23 protein-coding genes are annotated in these 24,484 nt (G+C 59.6%); 13 read left to right on the top strand and 10 right to left on the bottom strand.

Annotated features, from left to right (window positions below):
• Window positions 1-6: 6 nt before the first annotated feature.
• From sdhA to sdhC, 3 genes are read right to left on the bottom strand one after another with little or no spacing between them, the layout of a single operon-like run.
• Window positions 7-1,779, bottom strand: coding sequence for a succinate dehydrogenase flavoprotein subunit (gene sdhA, locus M5B97_RS04435; RefSeq protein ID WP_123716788.1), 1,773 nt, complete (start codon window positions 1,777-1,779; stop codon window positions 7-9).
• A gap of 3 nt (window positions 1,780-1,782) precedes the next feature.
• Complete coding sequence (gene sdhD, locus M5B97_RS04430; protein ID WP_016974690.1) at window positions 1,783-2,151, bottom strand: succinate dehydrogenase, hydrophobic membrane anchor protein; 369 nt, start codon at window positions 2,149-2,151, stop codon at window positions 1,783-1,785.
• Window positions 2,145-2,519: a succinate dehydrogenase, cytochrome b556 subunit gene (gene sdhC, locus M5B97_RS04425; RefSeq protein ID WP_016979564.1), complete on the bottom strand. Its 375-nt coding sequence runs from the start codon at window positions 2,517-2,519 to the stop codon at window positions 2,145-2,147. The genes sdhD and sdhC overlap by 7 nt, the downstream gene beginning before the upstream one ends.
• 362 nt (window positions 2,520-2,881) lie before the next feature.
• Here sdhC and gltA point away from each other — a divergent pair, with 362 nt between their 5' ends.
• Entirely contained in the window at window positions 2,882-4,171 is a 1,290-nt protein-coding gene (gltA, locus tag M5B97_RS04420) for a citrate synthase (RefSeq protein ID WP_123716786.1), read from the top strand.
• Between the two features lie 181 nt (window positions 4,172-4,352).
• On the opposite strand, the gene M5B97_RS04415 is transcribed toward gltA, so the two are convergent.
• From M5B97_RS04415 to M5B97_RS04405, 3 genes are all read right to left on the bottom strand, one after another.
• Window positions 4,353-6,011 (bottom strand): cation acetate symporter, encoded by a 1,659-nt coding sequence (locus M5B97_RS04415; protein WP_123716785.1) that lies wholly within the window; start codon window positions 6,009-6,011, stop codon window positions 4,353-4,355.
• Window positions 6,008-6,319, bottom strand: a complete 312-nt coding sequence (locus M5B97_RS04410; protein ID WP_003190001.1) for a DUF485 domain-containing protein — start codon at window positions 6,317-6,319, stop codon at window positions 6,008-6,010. Before M5B97_RS04410 ends, M5B97_RS04415 begins: the two co-directional genes overlap by 4 nt.
• Window positions 6,320-6,576: 257 nt before the next feature.
• A complete protein-coding gene (locus tag M5B97_RS04405) occupies window positions 6,577-7,428 on the bottom strand; it encodes a glycine betaine ABC transporter substrate-binding protein (RefSeq protein WP_123716784.1) in 852 nt (283 codons plus the stop codon).
• A 335-nt stretch (window positions 7,429-7,763) separates the two neighbouring features.
• Here M5B97_RS04405 and M5B97_RS04400 point away from each other — a divergent pair, with 335 nt between their 5' ends.
• On the top strand, window positions 7,764-9,317 hold the full coding sequence (locus M5B97_RS04400; protein WP_248730850.1) for a glycosyl hydrolase family 17 protein: 1,554 nt from the start codon (window positions 7,764-7,766) through the stop codon (window positions 9,315-9,317).
• A gap of 61 nt (window positions 9,318-9,378) precedes the next feature.
• Here the strand turns inward: M5B97_RS04400 and M5B97_RS04395 are convergent, their stop codons facing one another.
• The gene (locus tag M5B97_RS04395; RefSeq protein ID WP_248730849.1) at window positions 9,379-9,747 is read right to left on the bottom strand and encodes a hypothetical protein; all 369 of its coding nucleotides are present in this window, start codon (window positions 9,745-9,747) and stop codon (window positions 9,379-9,381) included.
• Between the two features lie 235 nt (window positions 9,748-9,982).
• Between M5B97_RS04395 and M5B97_RS04390 the strand changes: the two genes are divergently transcribed.
• Window positions 9,983-11,281: a serine/threonine protein kinase gene (locus M5B97_RS04390; protein ID WP_134659910.1), complete on the top strand. Its 1,299-nt coding sequence runs from the start codon at window positions 9,983-9,985 to the stop codon at window positions 11,279-11,281.
• Window positions 11,274-12,062 (top strand): VacJ family lipoprotein, encoded by a 789-nt coding sequence (locus M5B97_RS04385; RefSeq protein WP_248730848.1) that lies wholly within the window; start codon window positions 11,274-11,276, stop codon window positions 12,060-12,062. Before M5B97_RS04390 ends, M5B97_RS04385 begins: the two co-directional genes overlap by 8 nt.
• A gap of 62 nt (window positions 12,063-12,124) precedes the next feature.
• Here the strand turns inward: M5B97_RS04385 and M5B97_RS04380 are convergent, their stop codons facing one another.
• Both M5B97_RS04380 and M5B97_RS04375 read right to left on the bottom strand, forming a co-directional pair.
• Window positions 12,125-12,490 carry a DUF805 domain-containing protein gene (locus M5B97_RS04380; protein WP_134660026.1) on the bottom strand — a complete coding sequence of 122 codons (366 nt, stop codon included), beginning with the start codon at window positions 12,488-12,490 and terminating at the stop codon, window positions 12,125-12,127.
• Between the two features lie 114 nt (window positions 12,491-12,604).
• The gene (locus M5B97_RS04375) at window positions 12,605-13,519 is read right to left on the bottom strand and encodes a DUF808 domain-containing protein (RefSeq protein ID WP_248730847.1); all 915 of its coding nucleotides are present in this window, start codon (window positions 13,517-13,519) and stop codon (window positions 12,605-12,607) included.
• A gap of 133 nt (window positions 13,520-13,652) precedes the next feature.
• Between M5B97_RS04375 and M5B97_RS04370 the strand changes: the two genes are divergently transcribed.
• Window positions 13,653-14,258: a TetR/AcrR family transcriptional regulator gene (locus M5B97_RS04370; RefSeq protein ID WP_134659906.1), complete on the top strand. Its 606-nt coding sequence runs from the start codon at window positions 13,653-13,655 to the stop codon at window positions 14,256-14,258.
• A 132-nt stretch (window positions 14,259-14,390) separates the two neighbouring features.
• On the opposite strand, the gene M5B97_RS04365 is transcribed toward M5B97_RS04370, so the two are convergent.
• A complete protein-coding gene (locus M5B97_RS04365; protein ID WP_248730846.1) occupies window positions 14,391-14,831 on the bottom strand; it encodes a heme-binding protein in 441 nt (146 codons plus the stop codon).
• Between the two features lie 256 nt (window positions 14,832-15,087).
• Between M5B97_RS04365 and gcl the strand changes: the two genes are divergently transcribed.
• From gcl to M5B97_RS04325, 8 genes are all read left to right on the top strand, one after another.
• On the top strand, window positions 15,088-16,863 hold the full coding sequence (gcl, locus tag M5B97_RS04360; RefSeq protein WP_248730845.1) for a glyoxylate carboligase: 1,776 nt from the start codon (window positions 15,088-15,090) through the stop codon (window positions 16,861-16,863).
• 10 nt (window positions 16,864-16,873) lie between these two features.
• A complete protein-coding gene (gene hyi, locus M5B97_RS04355; RefSeq protein WP_123716776.1) occupies window positions 16,874-17,656 on the top strand; it encodes a hydroxypyruvate isomerase in 783 nt (260 codons plus the stop codon).
• Between the two features lie 18 nt (window positions 17,657-17,674).
• Entirely contained in the window at window positions 17,675-18,565 is an 891-nt protein-coding gene (locus M5B97_RS04350; protein ID WP_123716775.1) for a 2-hydroxy-3-oxopropionate reductase, read from the top strand.
• A 116-nt stretch (window positions 18,566-18,681) separates the two neighbouring features.
• Window positions 18,682-19,962 (top strand): glycerate kinase, encoded by a 1,281-nt coding sequence (locus M5B97_RS04345; RefSeq protein WP_248730844.1) that lies wholly within the window; start codon window positions 18,682-18,684, stop codon window positions 19,960-19,962.
• The gene (gene pyk / locus M5B97_RS04340) at window positions 19,952-21,367 is read left to right on the top strand and encodes a pyruvate kinase (protein ID WP_248730843.1); all 1,416 of its coding nucleotides are present in this window, start codon (window positions 19,952-19,954) and stop codon (window positions 21,365-21,367) included. The genes M5B97_RS04345 and pyk overlap by 11 nt, the downstream gene beginning before the upstream one ends.
• Before the next feature lie 138 nt (window positions 21,368-21,505).
• Window positions 21,506-22,381, top strand: coding sequence for an urea transporter (locus M5B97_RS04335; RefSeq protein WP_248730842.1), 876 nt, complete (start codon window positions 21,506-21,508; stop codon window positions 22,379-22,381).
• A 31-nt stretch (window positions 22,382-22,412) separates the two neighbouring features.
• Complete coding sequence (locus M5B97_RS04330) at window positions 22,413-23,234, top strand: ion transporter (RefSeq protein ID WP_123716771.1); 822 nt, start codon at window positions 22,413-22,415, stop codon at window positions 23,232-23,234.
• Between the two features lie 97 nt (window positions 23,235-23,331).
• Window positions 23,332-24,336 carry a sulfate ABC transporter substrate-binding protein gene (locus M5B97_RS04325; protein ID WP_134659894.1) on the top strand — a complete coding sequence of 335 codons (1,005 nt, stop codon included), beginning with the start codon at window positions 23,332-23,334 and terminating at the stop codon, window positions 24,334-24,336.
• The last annotated feature ends 148 nt before the right edge of the window (window positions 24,337-24,484 follow it).

The raw sequence follows: 24,484 nt of genomic DNA, 5'->3' as shown, positions 1-24,484 counted from the left end.
CCACCCTTAGTAAGTCCGAATCTTCGGTTCAAACGTCGGAACCGTCTTCGGCGAGAAGTTAACGGCACGCTTGGTTACGCGCTTGTCACCTGGGAAGTACAGGGTGTGGCACAACCAGTTTTCGTCGTCGCGATCTTCGAAGTCTTCACGGGCGTGGGCACCACGGGATTCTTTACGAACCTCGGCGGCGATTGCAGTTGCTTCGGCCACTTCCAGCAGGTTTTGCAGCTCAAGGGCTTCGATACGAGCGGTGTTGAACGCCTGGCTCTTATCGTTGATCTTGACGTTGGCGATACGCTTGCGCAGGTCGGCCAACTGGGCAATACCCTTCTGCATGTATTCGCCGGTACGGAATACACCGAAGTAGTTCTGCATGCAGCTTTGCAGCTCGCGACGCAGGGTAGCCACGTCTTCGCCATCGGTACGCGCGTTCAGAGCGTTCAGGCGCGCCAAGGCGGCCTCGATGTTGGCGTCGGTCGCGTCGTCGTACTCGATACCGTCGGTCAGGGCTTTTTCCAGGTGCAGGCCGGCAGCACGGCCGAATACCACCAGGTCGAGCAGCGAGTTACCGCCCAGGCGGTTGGCACCGTGTACCGATACGCAAGCCACTTCGCCTACGGCAAACAGACCATGGATGATCTCGTCCTGGCCTTCGGCATTCTGGGTGATCGCCTGGCCATGAATGTTGGTCGGCACGCCGCCCATCATATAGTGGCAAGTCGGAACAACCGGAACCGGAGCAACCACCGGGTCAACGTGAGCAAAGGTCTTGGACAGCTCGCAGATACCTGGCAGACGGCTGTGCAGCACTTCTTCGCCCAAGTGATCGAGCTTGAGCAGCACGTGGTCGCCATTCGGGCCACAGCCGTTGCCGGCGATGATTTCCTTGACCATCGAGCGAGCAACTACGTCACGACCCGCCAGGTCTTTCGCGTTCGGAGCATAACGTTCCATGAAACGCTCGCCGTGCTTGTTGATCAGGTAACCACCTTCACCACGGCAACCTTCTGTAACCAGTACACCGGCACCGGCGATACCGGTCGGGTGGAACTGCCACATTTCGATGTCTTGCACCGGCACGCCGGCACGCAGCGCCATGCCAACGCCGTCGCCGGTGTTGATCAGTGCGTTGGTGGTCGAAGCGTAGATCCGGCCTGCACCGCCCGTCGCCAGAACAGTCGCCTTGGCGCGGATGTAGGTGGTTTCACCGGTTTCGATGCAGATGGCGATCACGCCAACGAATGCACCGTCGGCGTTCTTGACCAGGTCAACCGCGTAGTACTCGTTCAGGAACGTGGTACCGGCTTTCAGGTTGCCCTGATAAAGGGTGTGCAGCAGCGCGTGACCGGTACGGTCGGAAGCGGCGCAGGTACGGGCAGCCTGCCCGCCTTTGCCGTAATCCTTCGACTGACCGCCGAACGGACGCTGGTAGATACGGCCTTGCTCGGTACGGGAGAACGGCAGACCCATGTGGTCCAGTTCGAACACCGCAGCCGGGCCTTCCTGACACATGTACTCGATAGCGTCCTGGTCACCGATGTAGTCGGAACCCTTGACGGTATCGTACATGTGCCAGCGCCAGTCATCGTTCGGATCGGCGGAAGCGATGGCGCAGGTGATGCCACCCTGGGCCGATACGGTGTGGGAACGGGTCGGGAACACCTTGGTGATCACGGCAGTCTTGTGACCACCCTGGGCCAGTTGCAGCGCTGCGCGCATGCCCGCACCGCCGCCGCCGATAATAATGGCGTCGAAGGAAATAGTTGGAATGTTAGCCATGAATCAGATACCCCAAAGAATCTGCACACCCCAGACGAAGTAAGCGAACATCGCGACGCCGCATACTGCCTGGAAGAGGAAACGTACTGCGGTCGCGGACTTGCCCAGCGCCATCGGCGTCAGGTAGTCGGTCGCGATGGTCCACATGCCGACCCAGGCGTGAGCGCCCAGGGCTACAAGGGCCAGCAGACTGAAGATTCGCATCGCGTTGTGGGAAAACAGGCCATGCCATTGCTCATAGCTGATGCCTGGATTCGCGACGAGGTATCCGATCAGAAAAATGAAATAAGCCGCGAGAACGACCGCAGACACACGCTGCGCCATCCAGTCATAGAGGCCCGAACGCGAAAGGTTCGTAACGCTGGTTACCATATCCAAACTCCTGCCAGAACGATCAGCACCACGGAAATGGCGATGATGATTTTCGAGCCCAGGCGGCCGCCTTCCAGCGTCTCACCGATACCCGCATCCATGATCAAGTGGCGCACACCGGCTACCAGGTGATAAAGCAGAGCGGACAGGAGGCCCCATGCTACGAACTTGGCCAGCGGGCTGGTCAAGCATGCCTTCACCTCGGCGTATCCTTCCTCGGAACCCAGGGATTTGCTCAATGCATAAAGCATGATGCCCAAGCCCAGGAACAGGATGATGCCGGAAACACGGTGCAGGAACGACGTAACGCCGGTGATGGGGAGTTTGATGGTCCTTAGGTCTAGGTTTACAGGTCGTTGGCTATTCACGGCTTTTTTTCACACTGAAGAGCCCCTAACAATCAGGGCAAAGTTGTTGGGGAGTGCACTGGTCAGGTAACCACCACCCAGGGATGCGACCCCCATCAAATCAGGCCCAAAAGCCCCTGGCGGTCGGAGGCCGAGTATAGACAGTTAGGTTACTAATGACAACGCGCACTCCTCACCCGAATAGCGCATTGCTTTAACCGGATAAAAGGCGTAAATGGCAGTCAATTTCCACGAAAAAGTATGGTTAAAGCCTTCTGGAGCAAGACTTTAGGCAAATTGACATCTGAATTTATCTCACTATAGTGGTGCGGGCCCTGCGTGGGGGGTCTGTCTGATGATTTGAAGCATAAATAGGAGGCCACATGGCTGACAAAAAAGCGCAGTTGATCATCGAGGGCGCAGCCCCCGTCGAGCTGCCCATTTTAACCGGCACCGTTGGTCCCGATGTAATCGACGTACGGGGCCTGACGGCCACGGGCCGTTTCACATTCGACCCAGGCTTCATGTCGACCGCCTCTTGCGAGTCGAAGATCACCTACATCGATGGGGATAATGGCATCTTGCTGCATCGGGGCTACCCGATCGAGCAACTGGCTGAAAAGTCGGACTACTTGGAAACCTGCTATTTGCTGCTAAATGGCGAATTGCCAACCGCCGAGCAGAAAGCCAAGTTTGTCAGTAACGTCAAGAACCACACCATGGTTCACGAGCAACTGAAGACCTTCTTCAACGGCTTCCGTCGCGATGCCCACCCGATGGCGGTCATGTGCGGCGTGGTCGGCGCCCTGTCGGCCTTCTATCACGACTCCCTGGACATCAATAACCCGCAGCATCGCGAAATCTCCGCGATCCGTCTGGTTGCCAAGATGCCGACCCTGGCAGCGATGGTTTACAAGTACTCCATGGGTCAACCCATGATGTACCCGCGCAACGACCTGTCGTACGCGGAAAACTTCCTGCACATGATGTTCAACACCCCGTGCGAGATCAAACCGATCAGCCCGGTGCTGGCCAAGGCAATGGACCGGATTTTCATCCTCCACGCCGACCACGAGCAAAACGCCTCCACCTCTACCGTACGCCTGGCCGGTTCTTCGGGTGCCAACCCGTTCGCCTGTATCGCCGCCGGTATCGCCGCACTGTGGGGCCCTGCCCACGGCGGTGCGAACGAAGCCGTACTGACCATGCTCGATGAAATCGGCGATGTCTCGAACATCGACAAATTCATCGCCAAGGCCAAGGACAAGAACGATCCGTTCAAGTTGATGGGCTTCGGTCACCGCGTCTACAAGAATCGCGACCCGCGCGCCACCGTGATGAAGCAGACCTGCGACGAAGTATTGAAGGAACTGGGCATCAAGAACGATCCGCAACTCGAACTGGCCATGCGCCTGGAAGAGATTGCCTTGACCGACCCGTACTTCATCGAGCGCTCGCTGTACCCGAACGTCGACTTCTATTCGGGGATCATCCTCAAGGCGATCGGCATCCCAACCAGCATGTTCACCGTGATCTTCGCCCTGGCGCGGACCGTGGGCTGGATCTCCCACTGGAAAGAAATGCTCTCCAGCCCGTACAAGATTGGCCGCCCGCGCCAGCTTTACACCGGCTACGAGTCGCGTGACATTACCAAGCTGGAAGATCGGCACTAAATCCCAGCCCAATAAAAACGGCCTCTTGATGAGGCCGTTTTTTTTGGGCTGGGATTTAGTGAGCTGCAAGCTATGAGCTTCAAGCTTCAAGCGAAAAAATACCCCTGCCTCTCGACAGGGGTATCTCCCTAAACTGTGTTGCCTCTACCTTTCAGCTTGTAGCTTGCAGCTTGCAGCCGCCTCAATGACTCACCGCCCCACTCGCCCCCAGGCCAGTCTGCGAACGTACAAACTGCGGGAAGAACAGTGCACGCTCTTTTTCTGCCGCCGCCGACTTGTCGGTGATGGAGAAGAACCAGATGCCGATGAACGCGATGATCATCGAGAACAGCGCCGGGTATTCATACGGGAAAATGGCTTTTTCATGGTGCAGGATCGAGACCCAGATGGTCGGGCCCAGGATCATCAGGCCGACAGCACTGATCAGACCCAGCCACCCGCCGATCATCGCGCCACGGGTAGTGAGCTTTTTCCAATACATGGAAAGCAGCAGTACCGGGAAGTTACAGCTGGCGGCAATGGAGAACGCCAGGCCGACCATGAACGCGATGTTCTGGCTTTCGAACAGGATACCCAGGCCGATCGCCAGGACACCCAAGGCCACCGTGGTGATCTTCGACACGCGAATCTCATCTTTCTCGTTGGCCTTGCCCTTCTTGATCACACTGGCGTAAAGGTCGTGGGACACCGCCGACGCACCGGCCAGGGTCAGGCCGGCAACCACCGCCAGGATGGTGGCGAAGGCCACGGCCGAGATGAAGCCCAGGAAGATACTGCCACCCACCGCATTGGCCAGGTGCACCGCCGCCATGTTGTTACCACCCAACAAGGCACCTGCCGCATCTTTGAACGCCGGGTTGGTGCTGACCAGCAGGATCGCGCCGAAGCCGATGATGAAGGTCAGGATATAGAAGTAGCCGATGAAGCCGGTGGCATACAGCACACTCTTACGCGCTTCCTTGGCGTCGCTTACAGTGAAGAAGCGCATCAGGATGTGCGGCAGGCCGGCGGTCCCGAACATCAGGGCCAGACCAAGGGAGAAGGCGGAGATCGGGTCTTTTACCAGGCCGCCGGGGCTCATGATCGCTTCACCTTTGGGGTGAACCTTGATCGCCTCGGAGAACAGTGTATTGAAGTCGAAGTTGACGTGCTTCATCACCATCAGCGCCATGAACGAGGCACCGGACAGCAACAGCACCGCCTTGATGATCTGCACCCAGGTGGTCGCCAGCATGCCGCCGAACAGCACATACAGGCACATCAGGATACCCACCAGGATCACCGCCACGTGGTAATCCAGGCCGAACAGCAATTGAATCAGCTTGCCCGCGCCCACCATCTGCGCGATCAAGTAGAACGCCACCACCACCAGCGAGCCGCAGGCCGACAGGCTGCGGATCTGGGTTTGGCCCAGGCGATAGGACGCTACGTCGGCAAAGGTGTACTTGCCCAGGTTGCGCAAGCGCTCGGCGATCAGGAACAAAATGATTGGCCAGCCCACGAGGAAACCGATCGAGTAGATCAGCCCGTCATAACCGGAGGCGTAGACCAGCGCGGAAATCCCCAGGAACGAGGCAGCCGACATATAGTCACCGGCAATCGCCAGGCCATTCTGGAATCCGGTGATCTTGCCGCCGGCCGCGTAGTAGTCCGCCGCCGACTTGTTGCGCTTGGACGCCCAGTAAGTGATACACAGAGTGGCACCGACAAATGCGATAAACATCACGATGGCCGAGATGTTCAGCGGTTGCTTGTGCACTTCACCCGTCAATGCATCGGCCGCCCAAACAGCCGGAGCAAACAGCGAAGCACCGAATACTGCCAATAGACGCCGGATCATTGCGCAGCCTCCTTGAGAATCGCATTGTTCAGGTCGTCAAATTCGCCATTGGCCCGGCGCACATAGATGCCGGTCAGGATGAAAGCGGACACAATCAATCCGACGCCCAGGGGGATGCCCCAGGTAATCGAGGAACCAGGACTGATCTTGGCCCCCAGTACTTGTGGCCCATAGGCAATCAACAGGATGAAAGCGGAGTAAAGCCCAAGCATGATCGCCGAGAGAATCCAGGCGAACCTTTCCCTTTTTCTCACCAGCTCCTTGAAGCGCGGGCTGTTTTGAATCGAGAGGTAAATGCTGTCGTTCATTGTTTTTATCCTCGCAGCACAGCTTTTTATTATTGGAACGTATCCACTGTATGCGGCTCTGGAACAGGTGCCAGACGACCTTAGTATTAGAGGGAGTGTAGCGAGGGTTTGCGGGGGTGCAGAAAGATTTGCGGGGGTGCGAAATAAATGTGGGAGGAGGCTTGCCCCGATAGCGATGGACCCGTCAGATCATCAGCGACTGACATACCGCTATCGGGGCAAGCCCCCTCCCACCGGGGTTGCGTCAAAGAGGGGCGTTATTTACCGGTCCACTCGGCGACACGCTCAGGGTGCTTGGCAACCCAGTCCTTGGCCGCGGCATCAGGCTTGGCACCTTCCTGGATCGCCAGCATGACTTCGCCGATTTCGTCCTTGGAGGCCCACTGGAATTTCTTCAGGAAAGCCGCGACTTCCGGCGCTTTCTTCTCAAGGTCCTTGCTGCCGATGCTGTTGACGGTTTCAGCAGCCCCATAAACGCCTTTTGGATCGTCCAGGAAGCGCAGTTTCCACTTGGCGAACATCCAATGCGGCACCCATCCGGTGACGGCAATGGATTCCTGCTTGTCTTCGGCACGGGTCAGCTCGGCGATCATCGCCGCGCCCGAGCTGGCTTGCAGCTTATAGTCCAGGCCATATTGCTTGATGGCCTCGTCGGTCTTGAGCATCACGCCTGAACCGGCATCGATGCCGACAATCTTGTTCTTGAAGGTCGTGTCAGTCTTGAGGTCTTCGATGGACTTGGCCTTGACGTACTCCGGTACGATCAGGCCGATCTTCGCATCCTTGAAGTTGGGGCCGTAGTCGACCACCTTGTCTTTGTTCTTCGCCCAATACTCACCGTGGGTCACAGGCAGCCAGGCGGAGAGCATGGCGTCGAGCTTGCCGGTGGCGACGCCCTGCCACATGATCCCAGTGGCAACGGCTTGCAGTTTCACGTCGTAACCGAGTTTTGCCTTGATCACCTCTGCCGCCACATGGGTCGTGGCAACGCTGTCGGACCAACCGTCCACATAGCCGATGCTCAGGGTTTTGCTGTCGGCGCTGGCCAGTGTGGAGCTCATCGCAACTACCAGAGTGGCAGCTGCGCCCAAGAGTCGTCGCATCTTCATAATACTTCCCCGAAAGTGCTGCGCCCGACGGATGCCGAGCGACATCAACCTGTTGTGTTGTTATGCAGTGCGCCGCGCGCCCTTCACGCGCATCGATCCGGATGTTGCGGCATCAGTGGAGTGCTGACGCTTCGATCATCAACCTGCCGGGGTGTTCGACCTGCTCTGTCAGCGACCTTGTGCAAGCAAGAAACGACATCACATAGCCAGTAGGACGTTTTGTAGTGCTTGGCGTCAAAATCCCGCCCGAACTTTGCATGTCAAAAGTATGCAGCCCACTGGAATGGGCGAAATCGGGGTAAGATGCGCGCCTTTGCTCCCCAGATAAGCTGACCATGCCCGCGACTGCCCGCTTTCCTGCCCTTCCCTATTTTTTCGCTTTGCTCCTCGGCTTGCTCGCCATTGCCGGCTATTGGTATGGCCTTGGTCGGCCCGTAGTGCTGCCGGATGTCGCCAGCGCCAGCCACAAGATGCAATGCGCGTCCTACACCCCGTTCGACAAAGACCAATCGCCCTTCGACCAGCCGTTCACGTTACGCCCCGAGCGCATGGACGCCGACCTGGCGCTATTGGCCACGCGCTTCGAATGCATCCGCACCTACTCGATGACCGGGCTGGAAGCCCTGCCGGATATGGCGCGCAAGCACGGGCTGAAGTTAATGGCCGGCGCCTGGGTCAGCAGTGACCCGGTGGCCACTGAAAAAGAAATCAATGAACTGATCAGCGCAGCCAACGCCAACCCCGACGTGGTCACCTCGGTGATCGTCGGCAACGAAGCCCTGCTGCGCAAGGAAGTCACGGCCAAGCAACTGGTCGCGCTGATCCATACAGTCAAAAGCCGGATCAAGCAGCCGGTCACCTACGCCGACGTTTGGGAGTTCTGGCTGAAACACCCGGAAATCGCCCCGGCCGTGGACTTCCTGACCATTCACCTGCTGCCGTACTGGGAAGATGACCCTTCCGGCATCGATCAGGCACTCAAGCATGTAGGTGATGTACGCCAGACCTTCGGCAACAAGTTCGCCCCCAAAGATGTGCTGATCGGCGAAACCGGTTGGCCCAGTGAAGGCCGTCAGCGTGAAACGGCAGTGCCGAGCCGGGTCAACGAGGCGAAGTTCATGCGCGGTTTTGTGGCCATGGCCGAGGCCAATGGCTGGCGTTATAACCTGATCGAAGCATTTGACCAGCCGTGGAAGCGCGCCAGTGAAGGCGCGGTCGGCGGTTACTGGGGGTTGTTCGATGCCGATCGCCAGGACAAAGGCATTCTCGCCGGGCCCGTCAGCAATGTGCCGTACTGGCCGCTATGGCTGGGCGCTGGCGGGGTCATCCTGCTGGGCACCCTGATCCTGGGTGGGCGCGTTCGCAGCACGCGCTCCGCACTGCTGCTGCCGTTACTCGGTGCCATCGCGGCCTGCTCCATCGGCACCTGGGCGGAACTGACCCGAGTAACCGCGCGCTTCAATGACGAATGGGTGTGGGCAGGCTTGCTGGTGATACTGAACCTGCTGGTACTGACTCACGCGGCGCTGGCCCTCAGTGCACGGGAAGGTTGGCGAGCCCGTGCGTTCAATTGGTTGGAACAGCGTGCGGGCTGGCTGATGGCAATCGCCGGGTTTGCCGGGGCGGTGATGATGCTGGCGCTGGTCTTCGACCCACGTTATCGCAGCTTTCCGAGTGCGGCACTGGTGGTGCCGGCCCTGGTGTATCTGGCTCGCCCGGTGACCGGGCCGCGCAGGGAGATTGCCCTGCTGGCGTTCATCATCGGAGCCGGCATTGCGCCGCAGCTTTATCGCGAAGGTGTGTTGAACCAGCAGGCTTGGGGTTGGGCCGTGGTCAGCGTGCTGATGGTTGCAGCTCTGTGGCGTTGCTTGCGGGTTCGCCAGGCTTAGGCCCGCTTTCGCGGGCAAGCCGGCCAATAGGGGGTAGCGGGCTTGCTCGCTACCCGCTCTATCAAACGGCGCGAGATGCCCTGACCAACCGCAGCCCCGCAATCACCACCGCAAATACCGCAAACGTCGTGTTATACAACGCCAACGCCGGCAGCCCGAACAGCATTGCCAGCACCGCCAACCCCCACCCCGCGCGACCCGGCACAAAGAACGCGAGCACCGACACCGTCAACGCCGCCCAACCCAACACTTTGAAATGAATCATCAACCCCAGGTTGGAACGCAACTGGCATTCCCAGCGACTGGCTTCATCGACGCAGATACCCACCCACCGGCCATCCTCCATAAAACCGTAACGGGCACCATAACTGGCGGCCAACCATAACGGCAGGGCAATAAGCAGCAGGATCAGCGGCAAACGACGGGACATGGGGCACTCCGAAAGGCAAAAACGGCGCTCAGCTTAATGCTCCGGCGCCCGTTGGCAAGCTACAAACATACAATTAGTGTTCACCAAGGCATGGCAACGTGTATCGTCTGGCAGCTATACCCCGATTCCGACGTTATTTTCCGGTATTTCGTACCGTATGATGGCACTTCGGCGACAGGGCGGTGGTCATAGCCTGCGATCTTCATTCAGTACGTTTCCTCTTAGGGATTTAGTCATGCTCCGTTCCTTGCGCTGTGTTGCCCTGTTGGGCAGCCTATTTTTGAGTGCGTCAGCACTGGCGGTCGATATCGACCAAGCCACCTATGGCTACCCTTTGACCAATCCGTTCGAAGCGACCATCGCGACCACACCGCCCGACCTTCGGCCAAAGTTGCCGAGCAACGATGAGATCAACCAGTCCGACTACAGCCTGACCATGCGCCCGGAGCGCCAGTTCAGCCTTCCGGACAACTTCTGGGCAGTCAAGAAGCTCACTTACCGCATCGCCAAGCAAGACCACGCCGCACCGTTGATCTTCCTGATCTCCGGCACCGGTGCACGCTATGACAGCAGCCTCAACGAATACCTGAAAAAGCTCTATTACCAGGCCGGTTACCACGTGGTGCAGCTCTCCTCGCCCACCAGCTTCGACTTCATTGCGGCCGCCTCGCGCTTCGCCACCCCGGGCATCACCCAGGAAGATGCCGAAGACATGTACCGCGTGATGCAAGCGGTGCGTGCGCAGAACGCGACGCTGCCCGTCACTGACTACTACCTCTCCGGTTACAGCCTGGGCGCACTGGACGCGGCATTCATCAGCAAACTCGACGAGACTCGTCGCAGCTTCAACTTCAAGAAAGTGCTGTTGCTCAACCCGCCGGTCAACCTCTACACCTCGATTACCAACCTCGACAAGCTGGTACAAACCGAGGTCAAGGGCATCAATAACACCACCACCTTCTATGAACTGGTGCTGAACAAGCTGACCCGCTACTTCCAGCAAAAAGGCTACATCGACCTCAACGACGCCCTGCTCTATGACTTCCAGCAATCCAAGCAACACCTGACCAACGAACAGATGGCCATGCTGATCGGCACCTCGTTCCGCTTCTCGGCGGCCGACATCGCCTTTACCTCGGACCTGATCAACCGTCGCGGCCTGATCATCCCGCCGAAATACCCGATCAGCGAAGGCACCAGCCTCACGCCCTTCCTGAAGCGTGCGCTGCAATGCGACTTCGATTGCTACCTCACCCAGCAAGTCATCCCGATGTGGCGCGCGCGCACCGATGGCGGCAGCCTGTTGCAGTTGGTCGATCAAGTCAGCCTGTACGCCCTCAAGGATTACCTGCACGACAGCCCGAAAATCGCCGTGATGCACAACGCCGACGACGTGATCCTCGGCCCTGGCGACCTCGGTTTCCTGCGTAAAACCTTCGGCGATCGCTTGACCGTCTACCCGTTGGGCGGCCACTGCGGCAACCTCAATTACCGCGTCAACGCCGACGCCATGCTGGAGTTCTTCCGTGGCTAAATATCTTCTGCTGCTCGCCGCCTTGATGTGCGCGGGCGTGGCCAATGCCGACAACAGCAAGGCCCACGAGCCAACCAAGATTGACTCTGACGGCTTCAAGGAGCCGCTGTCCAAGCTCAAGTTCAACCCAGGCCTGGACCAGCGTGAATTCGAGCGTTCCTCGCTGACCGCGCTCAATGTCTACGATCCATTGGAGTCGTGGAACCGCCGCGTCTACCACTTCAACTACCGTTTTGACCAATGGGTGTTCCTGCCCGTGGTTGACGGTTACACCTACATCACTCCAAGCTTCCTGCGTACCGGTGTGAGCAACTTCTTCAACAACCTGGGCGACGTGCCCAATCTGTTGAACAGCCTGCTGCAGCTCAAGGGCCACCGCTCCCTGGAAACCACCGGGCGCCTGCTGGTCAACACCACCATCGGTATCGCCGGTCTCTGGGACCCCGCCACGGCCATGGGCCTGCCGCGCCAGAGCGAAGACTTCGGCCAGACCCTGGGCTTCTACGGCGTGCCCGGCGGCGCATACCTGGTGCTGCCTATCTTCGGTCCGTCGAACCTGCGCGACACCACCGGCCTGATCGTCGACTACGGCGCCGAAACCGAGATCAACTTCCTCAACGTGTCCAAGGTCAGCGAAAACCACCCGGAAATCTGGGCCCTGCGCGCGGTCGACAAGCGCTACCAGACCAGCTTCCGGTATGGGCAGATGAACTCGCCATTCGAATACGAGAAGGTGCGCTACATCTATACGGAATCGCGTAAGTTGCAGATTGCGGAGTAACCCGCCCATAAAAAAAGGCCATTCGATTGAATGGCCTTTTTTATTACACTGATTTTATCCACTTACTCATTGTTACCAGGAGGCATACCGTAATCGTTCTCCCCCTTATCGCCTTGAGTGAACAACTGGATGGACACCATTATAAAACCAACGATTGGTATCAAAAACCAGAGTGCATACGCACCAGTCACGTTTACATCATGAAGCCGCCGGAATGTCACCGACACCGCAGGTGGGATCATGAAGAACACGTAAAAACCAAACGGGACGAGAAACCACGGACTCGAAAAGACACCGGCCAGGTTCGATGCTAAAACAGAGCCCCAAATGACCATTATATCCATCACTGCAAACGCCCAGTACTCACGCCTACAGGCTCTCCCACTGAACTTGGCATAGTTTTTTATCGCTTGAAAACACCAGTTCATCCTTAACCCCTTATAGATCCATTTTTTATCACGCCATTTCATGTGAAGAAGCGCGACGCATCGTATAAATGCCTGGAAATCCGAACTGTAGGATTAAGCTTAAACAGCCTTAAATCAGTTTTTCACTGCTCGCCATACGCTGCCAAACACTGACACCACCGCCAGTACCACAGCGCCTGCAATAATCCCTGCCACGCCATTGAGCAGTGTCGGCACCAACCACGCCGCCCCGCCAGCGCCTTGGCTGACGGATTCGATCCAGTGATGCACCACCGGTACGCCATGGGTAAGGATCCCACCGCCCACCAGGAACATCGCCGCCGTACCGATCACCGACAGGCTCTTCATCATGTAAGGCGCCGCGCGCAGGATGGCGCCGCCGATACTGCGCGCCGCCTGGCCAGGCTTCTGGGTGAGCCACAGGCCCAGGTCGTCCAGCTTGACGATACCGGCCACCAACCCATAGACGCCGATGGTCATGACGACGGCAATACCGGACAACACGACCACCTGCTGCATCAACGGCGCGTCGGCCACGGTGCCGAGGGTGATGGCGATAATTTCGGCGGAAAGGATGAAGTCGGTGCGGACGGCGCCCTTGATCTTGTCTTTTTCAAAGGCCACCAGATCGGTGGCCGGATTGGCTACGGCGTCGACCAATTGCACATGTTCAGCCTGGTCGTCGGCCTTGCTGTGGAGGAATTTATGCGCGAGCTTCTCGAAACCTTCGAAGCATAGGTAGGCACCGCCGAGCATCAGTAGAGGCGTCACCGCCCATGGCGCAAATGCGCTGATCAGCAAGGCGGCCGGCACCAGGATCAGCTTGTTGACGAACGAACCCTTAGCCACCGCCCATACAACGGGAATTTCCCGCTCCGCGCGGACCCCGGAGACCTGTTGGGCATTGAGCGCCAGGTCATCACCGAGCACGCCGGCGGTCTTTTTTGCCGCCATTTTTGTCATCAGGGCGACGTCATCGAGTACCGCGGCGATATCGTCGATTAAAACCAACAAGCTGCTGCCTGCCATGAATCAGCTTCCATAAGAGAGAGATGAACGGAGCATAACGCGACGTAACGCTTTACGAGCACATTGTTGAGGCACGCGGATAGCCGGTGCTACCATGCGCAACCGCCTGTACTGGCAAGGAAACCTCTGGTTTATGAGCACCATTCGCGAGCGCAACAAAGAAAAAATCCTGCGGGCGGCCAGCGAAGAGTTCGCCGACAAAGGCTTCGCCGCGACCAAAACCAGCGACATCGCCGCCAAGGCCGGGCTGCCCAAGCCCAACGTCTATTACTACTTCAAATCCAAGGACAACCTCTACCGCGAGGTGCTCGAAAGTATTATCGAGCCAATCCTGGCCGCTTCCACGCCATTCAACCCGGACGGCGACCCCAAGGAAGTACTGAGCAACTACATCCGCTCGAAAATCCGCATCTCCCGCGACCTGCCCTTTGCCTCCAAAGTGTTCGCCAGCGAAATCATGCACGGCGCCCCGCACCTCAGCGCAGACCAGGTCGAGCAGCTCAACGCGCAGGCCAAGCACAACATTGATTGCATCCAGACTTGGGTCGATCGCGGCCTGATCGCGGCGATTGACCCTAATCACCTGATGTTCAGTATCTGGGCGGCGACGCAGACTTATGCCGATTTTGACTGGCAGATCTCGGCAGTGACCGGCAAGGCCAAACTGGATGAAGCGGATTACGAGGCGGCGGCACAGACGATTATCCGGTTGGTGCTCAAGGGCTGTGAGCCGGACTGAGACACCGAAGCGCCTGCGCCCATCGAAAGCAAGCCCCGCCCCACAGGGATTTGGTTTTGCGGCACACATTGTATGAACGCCGCAAAACCAATGTGGCGGGCCTGCGAAGAAGCCAGATCAGTCAGCCAGAAATCAGGCAGACACGCCCGCATCCGCCATCAACCCCACTCCCTCGATCGCCGTGATCGCGCACTGCTCATCGATATCCGAAGTATCCCCACTGATCCCGATCGCCCCCAGCACCACGCCTTCCTGATTTCGAATCAATACCCCACCCGGCGCCGGCACCACGCTGCCCTGCCCCAGGCTGTTCAAGGCAGCGATAAACGCCGGGCGCTGCTGGGCGTCCAGCGCCAACAAGCGTGACCCCTTACCCAGCGCAATCGCGCCCCAGGCCTTGCCAATGGCGATCTGCGGACGAAGCAGGCTCGCGCCGTCTTCGCGTTGCAAGGTGATCAAGTGGCCGCCGCTGTCGAGTACCGCAATGGTCAGCGGCGCGGCCGAAATCGTGCGGCCCGCGGTGAGGGCCTGGCTGGCCAGTTGAGTAGCAATTTTCAAGGTTAAAGCGCTCATGGTGCCGTCCTTCTTTTGTTATTGGGAAAGCGGTGGAGGTCTGCTTGATCAGATGCTCGATCAAACAAATAGAACACAATGAAATTATTTTTTGTATACAATATTTTCCAACAAAGTCTCCATGTGTCGGAAAACACCCTTCCGACGGGCGTAAAGAACGGTTCATAAAATGCATTGACCTGCGCTGCTCGCCGTGAATACACTTTGACCACTCACCACTTGTATACAATTACAAAACGCAAGAGGCACCAAAACCATGAGCAAAATGAGAGCAATCGAAGCCGCCGTTCTGGTGATGCGTCGTGAAGGCGTGAACACCGCCTTCGGTATCCCGGGCGCAGCGATCAACCCGCTGTATTCGGCCTTGCAGAAAGTCGGTGGCATCGATCACGTCCTTGCTCGCCACGTTGAAGGCGCCTCGCACATGGCAGAGGGCTATACACGCACCAAAGCCGGTAATATCGGCGTGTGCATCGGCACGTCGGGGCCGGCGGGCACCGACATGGTCACCGGCCTGTACAGCGCCTCGGCCGACTCGATCCCCATTCTCTGCATCACCGGCCAGGCCCCCCGTGCCCGCATGCACAAGGAAGACTTCCAGGCCGTCGACATCACCAGCATCGTCAAGCCAGTGACCAAATGGGCAACCACCGTTCTGGAGCCCGGCCAAGTGCCCTACGCATTCCAGAAGGCCTTTTATGAAATGCGCTCCGGCCGCCCCGGCCCGGTGTTGATCGACCTGCCGTTCGACGTGCAGATGGCCGAGATCGAATTCGACATCGACGCCTACCAGCCGCTGCCCCTGGCCAAACCCTTGGCCACGCGTGTGCAGGTGGAGAAAGCCCTGGCGCTGCTGGACCAGGCCGAACGCCCGCTGCTGGTCAGCGGCGGCGGTGTGATCAACGCCGACGCGAGCGAATTGTTGGTGGAGTTCGCCGAGTTGACCGGTATTCCCGTCATTCCAACCCTGATGGGCTGGGGCACCATCCCGGACGATCATCCGCAGATGGTCGGCATGGTCGGCCTGCAAACCTCACACCGTTATGGCAACGCGACCATGCTCAAGTCGGATGTGGTGCTGGGCATCGGCAACCGCTGGGCCAACCGCCATACCGGTTCGGTGGATGTCTACACCGAAGGTCGCACGTTCATTCATGTCGACATCGAGCCGACGCAGATTGGCCGCGTGTTCACCCCGGACCTGGGCATCGTCTCCGACGCGGGCAGCGCACTGACGATGTTCATTGAAGTGGCACGCGAGTGGAAAGCCGCCGGTAGGCTCAAGGACCGCAGCGCCTGGCTGCATGACTGCCAGCAACGCAAGGCCACCCTGCATCGCAAGACCCATTTCGACAATGTGCCGGTCAAGCCGCAACGGGTCTACGAAGAAATGAACCAGGTGTTCGGCAAGGACACCTGCTACGTCAGCACCATCGGCCTGTCGCAGATTGCCGGCGCACAATTCCTGCACGTCTACAAACCCCGCCACTGGATCAACTGCGGCCAGGCCGGCCCCCTGGGCTGGACCATTCCGGCCGCGCTCGGGGTGGTCAAGGCTGACCCGAGCCGCAAGGTCGTGGCGCTGTCGGGCGACTATGACTTCCAGTTCATGATCGAAGAGTTGGCGGTGGGCGCGCAGTTCAACCTGCCATACATCCACGTGGTGGTGAACAACTCCTACCTCGGCTTGATCCGCCAGGCCCAGCGCGGGTTTGAAATGGACTACTGCGTGCAGTTGTCGTTCGACAACCTCAACGCCCCTGAACTCAACGGGTATGGCGTAGACCACGTGGCCGTCGCCGAGGGCCTGGGTTGCAAGGCGCTGCGGGTGTTCGAACCGGGTCAGATCGCGCCGGCGCTGCGCAAGGCCGAGGCAATGATCGAAGAATTCAAGGTGCCGGTGATCGTTGAGATTATTCTGGAGCGCGTGACCAATATTTCCATGGGCACCGAGATCAACGCCGTCAACGAATTCGAAGATCTGGCCCTGGTCGGCAACGATGCGCCGACCGCCATTTCCCTGCTCGATTAAGGAGAACCCTATGCCGCGTTTTGCCGCCAACCTGTCCATGCTGTTTACCGAGCAGGACTTTCTAGCCCGATTCAAAGCGGCCGCCGACGCCGGTTTCCAGGGGGTCGAGTACCTGTTTCCGTATGAATTCAGCTCGGCCGAAATAAAGGCGCAACTCGACGCCAATGGCCTGACCCAAGTGCTGTTCAACCTGCCGGCCGGTGACTGGGCCAAGGGCGAGCGCGGCCTGGCATGCCACCCGGACCGGGTCGAGGAGTTCCGCGCCGGGGTCAAACTGGCCATCGCCTATGCGCAGGTGCTGGGCAATACCCAAGTCAACTGCCTGGCCGGGATTCGTCCCGCTGGAGTGGATGATGAAGTCCTGGAAAAAACCTTCGTCGCCAACCTCAAATACGCCGCCGACAAGCTGCAAGCGGCGGGCATCAAGCTGGTGATGGAGATGATCAACACCCGCGATATTCCGGGCTTCTACCTGAATAACACTGCCCAGGCGCTGTCGATTCGCGAGCAAGTGGGCAGTGACAATCTGTTCCTGCAATACGACATCTACCACATGCAAATCATGGAAGGCGACCTGGCACGCACCCTGGCTGCGCATCTGGGTGAGATCAACCATATCCAGTTGGCCGATAACCCTGGGCGCAATGAGCCGGGGACGGGTGAAATCAACTATCGCTTCCTGTTCGAGCACTTGGATCGCATTGGCTATACGGGGTGGATCGGCTGCGAATACAAGCCGTTGACGACCACCGAAGCGGGTTTGGGTTGGCTCAAAAGCCACAACGCCATCTAATAAAAAGAGGATTTCTTCATGGCTAAAATCGGATTTATCGGCACCGGCATCATGGGCCAACCCATGGCCGCCAACCTGCAGAAAGCCGGCCACCAACTGTTTCTCTCCGAACACCACGGCAAGGCCCCGGCCGAGCTGATCGCAGCCGGTGCCGTGGCGTTGGCCAACCCGCAGCAGGTCGCCCAGGAAGCCGAGTTCATCATCGTGATGGTGCCCGACACCCCGCAGGTCGAAGACGTGCTGTTCCGCGCCGACGGCGTCGCCGCAGGCTTGTCACCGAACAAGGTGGTGATCGACATGAGTTCGATCTCCCCCACCGCCACCAAGGCGTTCGCCGCGAAGATCAACGCCAGCGGCGCACTCTATCTGGATGCGCCGGTGTCCGGTGGTGAAGTCGGCGCCAAGGCCGGCAGCCTGAGCATCATGGTCGGGGGTGAGCCGCAGACGTTTGAACGCGCACTGCCGCTGTTCCAGAGCATGGGCAAGAACATCACCCTGGTGGGCGGCAATGGCGATGGCCAGACGGCCAAGGTCGCCAACCAGATCATCGTCGCACTGAACATCCAGGCAGTGGCCGAAGCCCTGTTGTTCGCATCGAAAAACGGCGCCGATCCGGCCAAGGTGCGTGAAGCACTGATGGGGGGCTTCGCCTCGTCGAAGATCCTGGAAGTGCATGGCGAACGCATGATCAAGGGCACCTTTGATCCAGGCTTTCGTATCAACTTGCACCAGAAGGACCTGAACCTGGCGCTGGCCGGGGCCAAGGAGCTGGGGATCAACCTGCCGAACACCGCCGGTACCCAACAGGTATTCAGCACATGCACGGCGATTGGCGGCGGTAATTGGGACCATTCGGCGCTGATCAAGGGCCTGGAACATATGGCGAATTTTTCCATTCGCGATAAATAACCCCCCGTTGAACTGCCATCAACTGTGGGCGGGGGCATGCCGCCTCCCACAGTTGGCCCCCCTTCAAGTCTGAAATGGCTGCACCTCTAATAACAAAAATACCGGGAGCCCGCTTTATGTCGGTCGATCCGCAACACCTGCTTCGCGAGCTGTTCGCCACCGCCATCGACGCCGCCCACCCCCGGCAAGTCCTGGAACCTTACCTGCCCGCCGACCGCAGCGGCCGAGTGATCGTGATCGGCGCCGGCAAAGCCGCGGCAGCCATGGCCCTGGTCGTCGAGAACTGCTGGCAGGGTGAAGTCACCGGACTGGTGGTCACCCGCTACGGCCACGGCGCACCGTGCAAGAAAATCGAAGTGGTCGAAGCCGCCCACCCCGTGCCCGATGCAGCGGGTCTGGCCGTGGCCCAGCGCGTGCTGGCACTGATCAGCGACCTCGGTGAAGACGACCGTGTGATCTTTCTGCTCTCCGGCGGCGGCTCTGCATTGCTCGCCCTGCCCGCCGAAGGCATCACCCTGGCCGACAAGCAAGCCATCAACAAGGCCCTGCTCAAATCCGGCGCCACCATTGGCGAGATGAATTGCGTACGCAAGCACCTTTCAGCCATCAAAGGCGGCCGATTGGCGAAAGCGGCATGGCCGGCGACGGTCTACACCTACGCGATTTCCGATGTGCCCGGTGATCAGGCCACGGTGATCGCCTCCGGGCCTACGGTCGGTGATCCCAGCACATCGCAACAGGCCCTCGCGATCCTCAAGCGCTACAACATCGATGCCCCCGCCTCGGTGCGCAGCTGGTTGCAGAACCCGGCCTCGGAAACCGTCAAACCCGGCGACCCGGTGCTTTCGCGCAGCCACTTCCAATTGATCGCGCGCCCGCAGCAATCCCTCGAAGCGGTGGCGGTAAAAATCCGCCAAGCCGGGTTCAGCCCGTTGATCCTCGGTGACCTGGAAGGCGAAGCACGGGACGTGGCCAAAGTGCACGCCGGTATCGCCCGGCAGATCGTGCAACACGGCCAGCCACTGGCAGCGCCGTGCGTGATCCTCTCCGGCGGCGAAACCACTGTCACCGTACGCGGCAATGGCCGTGGCGGGCGCAATGCCGAATTCCTGCTGAGCCTGACCGACAGCCTCAAGGGCCTGCCCGGTGTATACGCCCTGGCCGGCGACACAGATGGCATCGACGGCTCCGAAGACAATGCCGGCGCGATCATGACCCCCACCAGCTACGCCCGCGCTGAAGCCCTGGGTCTGTCGGCCAGCGATGAGCTGGACAACAACAATGGCTACGGCTATTTCGCCGCGCTCGACGGGCTGGTCGTCACCGAACCGACCCGTACCAACGTCAACGACTTGCGCGCCATCCTGATTCTTGAGACTGCCAAACATGACGCCTGACAAGAAGGTCAAAATCCTCGCCACCCTGGGCCCGGCCACCGACGGTATCGACGACATCCGCGAACTGGTGGAGGCCGGGGTGAATATCTTCCGCCTCAACTTCAGCCACGGTGAGCATGCCGATCATGCCCAGCGCTACCAGTGGATTCGCCAGGTGGAGCGCCAGTTGAATTACCCGCTGGGCATTCTCATGGACCTGCAAGGGCCGAAGTTGCGGGTCGGGCGTTTCGCCGAGGGCAAGGTGCAACTGGTGCGCGGTCAGGCCCTGCGCCTGGACCTGGACCCGACGCCGGGCGACCAGTGCCGGGTCAACCTGCCTCACCCGGAAATCATCGCGGCGCTGGAGCCGGGCATGGACTTGCTGCTGGACGACGGCAAGCTGCGCCTGCGGGTCATCACCAAACATGCAGACGCCATCGACACTACCGTGCTCAATGGCGGCGAGTTATCCGATCGCAAAGGCGTGAATGTCCCACAAGCCCTGCTGGAGCTCAGCCCGCTGACCGCCAAGGATCGCCGCGACCTGAGCTTCGGCCTGGAGTTGGGCGTGGACTGGGTGGCGCTGTCATTCGTGCAGCGCCCGGAAGACATCCGCGAAGCCCGTGAACTGATCGGCGACAAGGCGTTTCTGATGGCCAAGATCGAGAAGCCATCGGCTGTGCAGCGCCTGCAGGAAATCGCCGAATTGAGCGACGCGATCATGGTGGCCAGAGGCGACCTGGGTGTGGAAGTGCCGGCCGAGAGCGTGCCGCAAATTCAGAAAGACATCATCAGCACCTGTCGCCAACTGGGTAAACCGGTGGTGGTGGCCACGCAGATGCTTGAATCCATGCGCTTCTCGCCTGCGCCGACCCGCGCCGAAGTCACCGACGTGGCCAATGCAGTGGCCGAAGGGGCGGATGCGGTGATGCTGTCGGCGGAGACCGCCTCGGGCGATTACCCGCTGGAAGCCGTGCAGATGATGAGCAAGATCATCCGCCAGGTGGAAAACGGCCCGGATTACCAGACGCAACTGGACGTCAGCCGGCCCAAGGCGCATGCCACGGTGTCCGACGCGATCAGCTGCGCAATCCGGCGCATCAGCAGCATCCTGCCCGTGGCCGTGCTGGTGAACTACAGCGAGTCGGGCAACTCCAGCCTGCGTGCGGCACGGGAACGGCCGGTGGCGCCGATTCTCAACCTCACGCCGAACCTGTCCACGGCGCGGCGCTTGAGCGTGGCGTGGGGCGTGCACTCAGTGGTCAATGACCGGCTGCGGCAGGTGGACGAGGTGTGCTCCACGGCGTTGGAAATTGCCCAGGCCCAGGGTATGGCGCAGCGCGGGGATACCCTGGTGATTACGGCGGGGGTTCCGTTCGGGCAGCCGGGGTCGACCAATTCCTTGCGTATCGAGACGCTGATCTAGCGTCCGCCCGGGCCTCATCGGGAGCAAACCCTCACCCACGTTTGACCGGGTTTAGACATACGAACCTGTGAACGCGATCAAGTGTGGGAGGGGCTTGCTCCCGATGCGGGGCAACTCGACCTCACTGAATGAACCCACATGCACAACCCAACCTGCCCCGATTGGGCCGAAGCCCTGCTCAACGGCTTCAGCCAGATCTTCCTGCAACGCCAGCCGCTATGCGGCCTGTTGTGCCTGCTGGCCATCCTGATCGGCGCTCCGACCTTGCTCGGCGGGGCGCTGCTGGGGGGTGTGGCAGGTTTGTTGACCGCCCAGCGCCGAGGGTATCCGAAGGCTGAGCGGCAGGCCGGCCTTTATAGCTACAACGGCGTGCTGCTGGGTTTGCTGATCGGCCAGCACTGCGCCTGGTCGGCTTTGCTGCCGCCACTGATTCTGGCATGCGGCGGCTTGAGTGCGATCCTCACACGGCAATGGCTGCAATATGCGCCCCATCCGGACGCCTTGCCCGTCTACACCGCGCCATTTGTCGGCCTTGGCTGGTTGCTGCTGGGCACGCCGCCTGGCAGCCCCTTTGCCCTGAGCGAACCCGACGCATTGTCCATGCTCACCGCCCCCTTTACGGGTCTTGCGCAAATCATGTTGCTGGACCAACCCCTGGCCGGCGCAGTGATCGCCCTGGGCCTGTTGCTGGCCAACCGCCGTGCCGCGTTATGGGCGTTGATCGGCGCCGGCAGTGGCGTATGCGTCGGTTTGCTGCTGGATGAGCCCGCGAGCACCCTGCTCGGCCTGTACAGCTACAATCCTGCTCTCGCCGCCCTGGCGCTGAGCCAGGCCCGACGCCGCCCTTGGCTGCCGTTGCTCGGCATCGTGTTGGCGATTGCGCTCACGCCCGGTTTCGCCGCGCTGCAACTGCCCGCGCTGACCGCGCCGTTTATCCTCGCGTGCTGGCTGGTGCGCGCCGGCCGCCGGATGCTGCAGAAAACCCGCATGGACAGCCCCTTCGAATCCCCCTAGGCTGGCGCGATATCCGATTCAGGCGACTTCCATGGACAGCAACAACTGGCGTCAACGGCTGTATGTAATGGTGTTTCAAAGTGACACCGTGGCCGGGCGACGTTTCGACAGCACCCTGCTCCTGATCATCCTCGCCAGCCTGGTGATCGTGATCCTCGACAGTATCCAGGAGGTGCACGATAACTATGCCGGCCTGCTGGCCTACATCGAATGGGGCTTCACCGTCATCTTCGCCATCGAGTACGGGCTGCGGCTGTATTGCTCGCCCAAACCGTTGCGCTATGCCTTCAGCTTCTACGGGCTGGTCGATTTGCTGGCCATCGTGCCGGGCATCCTGGCGCTGTACTACAGCGACGCCCAATACCTGCTGATCATTCGCATCATCCGCATGCTGCGGATTTTCCGGGTACTCAAGTTGGCGCCCTACCTCAAGCAAGCCAATTACCTGATGTCGGCGCTGCGGGGCAGCAAACAGAAGATCGTGGTGTTCCTGGTCAGCGTGTGCACCCTGGTCACGGTGTTCGGCACCCTGATGTACGTGATCGAAGGCCCGGCGCACGGGTTTACCAGTATTCCCAAGGGTATTTACTGGGCGATCGTCACCCTGACCACCGTAGGCTTCGGCGATATCGTGCCCAAGACTCCACTGGGCCAGGTGATTTCGTCGCTGGTGATGATCACCGGTTACTCGATCATCGCCGTGCCGACCGGGATTTTCACAGCGGAACTGGCTAACGCCATGCGCGGCGCGCAGTTGCAACACGACTGCCCGGTCTGCCAGAAAAACAGCCACGAGCCCAACGCCGCGTTCTGTTCCCGTTGCGGCAGTGCCCTCTTTAAGAAAGTGGAATAAGCAAAGTTCTTTTTAATCTTTAAGCGACTATGCAGCCCCGGCTATAGTCGCTGGCAAATTGCCTCCCCCTCTTCTCCCGAACAACAAGGAATGAGCAGTGAAAAAAATCCTCAGCGCCTCTCTACTGGCCGCCGGCCTGGCCCTGGTCGGCGCCGCCCAAGCCGCACCGGTGACCCTGCTCAACGTCTCCTACGACGTGATGCGCGATTTCTACAAGGACTACAACGCCGCCTTCCAGAAACACTGGGAAACCGAGCACCCGAACGACAAGCTGACGCTGCAGATGTCCTTTGGTGGGTCGAGCAAACAGGCGCGTTCGGTCATCGATGGCCTGCCGGCCGACGTGATCACCATGAACATGGCGACCGACATCAATGCCTTGGTCGACAACGGCAAACTGGTGCCCGACAACTGGGTCACCCGCCTGCCGAACAACAGCGCACCGTTCACCTCGGCCACGGTGTTTATCGTACGCAAAGGCAACCCCAAGGCCCTGAAGGACTGGCCGGACCTGCTCAAGGATGGCGTGCAAGTGATTGTGCCCAACCCGAAAACCTCGGGTAACGGGCGCTACACCTACCTGTCGGCCTGGGGCTATGTGCTGAAGAACGGCGGTGACGAAGACAAGGCCAAGGCGTTTGTCGGCAAGCTGTTCAAACAAGCGCCGGTCCTGGATACCGGTGGCCGCGCCGCCACCACCACCTTCATGACCAACCAGATTGGCGACGTGCTGGTGACCTTTGAGAACGAAGCGGAAATGATCGCCCGTGAATTCGGGCGGGATCAGTTCGAAGTGATCTACCCGAGCGTCTCTGCCGAAGCCGAACCACCGGTGTCGGTGGTCGACAAGGTGGTCGAAAAGAAAGGCACGCGTGCGGCCGCCGAGGATTACCTGAAATACCTGTGGTCGCCGCAAGGCCAGGAGATCGCCGCCAACAACTACTTACGCCCGCGTGATCCGCAGGTGCTGGCCAAGTACACCGACCGTTTCCCGAAAGTGGACTTCCTGTCGGTGGAAAAAACCTTTGGTGACTGGCGCACGGTGCAGAAGACCCACTTCAATGATGGTGGAGTGTTTGACCAGATCTACAACGGTCAGTAACAGAGCTAGTGGCAGGAGGCTTGCCCTATCTGTAGGAGCGGGCTTGCTCGCGAAAAACTCAAAGGCGCCGCGCTCATCCAGGCAACACGCGTTACCGTTGACGTTCTTCGCGAGCAAGCTCGCTCCTACAGAAGGCACTTACGCTTAA

Origin of the sequence: Pseudomonas sp. MWU13-2517 (assembly GCF_023242545.1) — a bacterium.
In the GTDB taxonomy this organism is placed as follows: Bacteria; Pseudomonadota; Gammaproteobacteria; order Pseudomonadales; family Pseudomonadaceae; genus Aquipseudomonas.
The sequence above is the reverse complement of the archived record's forward strand: the minus strand, read 5'-3'. Positions and strand labels throughout refer to the sequence as shown.

Excerpts from the sequence above, each read along its gene's own strand:
- sdhA (WP_123716788.1), bottom strand. The coding sequence starts at position 1,779 with ATGGCTAACATTCCAACTATTTCCTTCGACGCCATTATTATCGGCGGC.
- sdhD (WP_016974690.1), bottom strand. The coding sequence starts at position 2,151 with ATGGTAACCAGCGTTACGAACCTTTCGCGTTCGGGCCTCTATGACTGG.
- gltA (WP_123716786.1), top strand. The coding sequence starts at position 2,882 with ATGGCTGACAAAAAAGCGCAGTTGATCATCGAGGGCGCAGCCCCCGTC.
- M5B97_RS04415 (WP_123716785.1), bottom strand. The coding sequence starts at position 6,011 with ATGATCCGGCGTCTATTGGCAGTATTCGGTGCTTCGCTGTTTGCTCCG.
- M5B97_RS04410 (WP_003190001.1), bottom strand. The coding sequence starts at position 6,319 with ATGAACGACAGCATTTACCTCTCGATTCAAAACAGCCCGCGCTTCAAG.
- M5B97_RS04405 (WP_123716784.1), bottom strand. The coding sequence starts at position 7,428 with ATGAAGATGCGACGACTCTTGGGCGCAGCTGCCACTCTGGTAGTTGCG.
- M5B97_RS04400 (WP_248730850.1), top strand. The coding sequence starts at position 7,764 with ATGCCCGCGACTGCCCGCTTTCCTGCCCTTCCCTATTTTTTCGCTTTG.
- M5B97_RS04395 (WP_248730849.1), bottom strand. The coding sequence starts at position 9,747 with ATGTCCCGTCGTTTGCCGCTGATCCTGCTGCTTATTGCCCTGCCGTTA.
- M5B97_RS04390 (WP_134659910.1), top strand. The coding sequence starts at position 9,983 with ATGCTCCGTTCCTTGCGCTGTGTTGCCCTGTTGGGCAGCCTATTTTTG.
- M5B97_RS04380 (WP_134660026.1), bottom strand. The coding sequence starts at position 12,490 with ATGAACTGGTGTTTTCAAGCGATAAAAAACTATGCCAAGTTCAGTGGG.
- M5B97_RS04375 (WP_248730847.1), bottom strand. The coding sequence starts at position 13,519 with ATGGCAGGCAGCAGCTTGTTGGTTTTAATCGACGATATCGCCGCGGTA.
- M5B97_RS04370 (WP_134659906.1), top strand. The coding sequence starts at position 13,653 with ATGAGCACCATTCGCGAGCGCAACAAAGAAAAAATCCTGCGGGCGGCC.
- M5B97_RS04365 (WP_248730846.1), bottom strand. The coding sequence starts at position 14,831 with ATGAGCGCTTTAACCTTGAAAATTGCTACTCAACTGGCCAGCCAGGCC.
- gcl (WP_248730845.1), top strand. The coding sequence starts at position 15,088 with ATGAGCAAAATGAGAGCAATCGAAGCCGCCGTTCTGGTGATGCGTCGT.
- hyi (WP_123716776.1), top strand. The coding sequence starts at position 16,874 with ATGCCGCGTTTTGCCGCCAACCTGTCCATGCTGTTTACCGAGCAGGAC.
- M5B97_RS04350 (WP_123716775.1), top strand. The coding sequence starts at position 17,675 with ATGGCTAAAATCGGATTTATCGGCACCGGCATCATGGGCCAACCCATG.
- M5B97_RS04345 (WP_248730844.1), top strand. The coding sequence starts at position 18,682 with ATGTCGGTCGATCCGCAACACCTGCTTCGCGAGCTGTTCGCCACCGCC.
- pyk (WP_248730843.1), top strand. The coding sequence starts at position 19,952 with ATGACGCCTGACAAGAAGGTCAAAATCCTCGCCACCCTGGGCCCGGCC.
- M5B97_RS04335 (WP_248730842.1), top strand. The coding sequence starts at position 21,506 with ATGCACAACCCAACCTGCCCCGATTGGGCCGAAGCCCTGCTCAACGGC.
- M5B97_RS04330 (WP_123716771.1), top strand. The coding sequence starts at position 22,413 with ATGGACAGCAACAACTGGCGTCAACGGCTGTATGTAATGGTGTTTCAA.